We start from the raw sequence: 425 nt of genomic DNA on the forward strand, positions 1-425 counted from the left end.
GGCTGGAGAATGCCATGCGCCAGGCGAGGCCGGCGCGGTCGAGCGTCTCCGTCGCCACGGTGCGCAGCAGGCAGGGTGCCTCGAACACCACCAGCGGCAGCGCCTCGCCGTCGCGGGAGCCTGCATCCACCGGTTTCGCCGAACCGATCCAGCGCGCCTGCACGTCGGCGACATGCCGGCTGTAGGGCAGCGTCGTGCCGTCGTGCCAGGCGAGCGCGATGTCGAGGCTGCCGGACAGGACACGTTCGGCGAGCTCATGGCTGCGTCCGATTCGCGCTTCGATCCGCACCTTGGGATGGGCGCGAGCGAAGCGGCCGAGCACTTCGGGCAGCACAGCCTCGCCGAAATCCTCCTGCAGGCCAAGCCGCACCCAGCCCTCCAGCTCGACGTCGCGGATGGCGGAAGCCGCTTCGTCATTGAGCTCG

At 70.4% G+C, this 425-nt stretch carries 1 protein-coding gene; it reads right to left on the reverse strand.

What is annotated here, in order from left to right:
- A partial coding sequence (locus tag EOA29_RS40265) for a LysR substrate-binding domain-containing protein (protein WP_245468877.1) occupies positions 1-425 on the reverse strand: 425 nt, incomplete at both ends.

It is taken from the genome of Mesorhizobium sp. M1E.F.Ca.ET.063.01.1.1 (assembly GCF_003998155.1).
Taxonomy (GTDB): Bacteria; Pseudomonadota; Alphaproteobacteria; order Rhizobiales; family Rhizobiaceae; genus Mesorhizobium.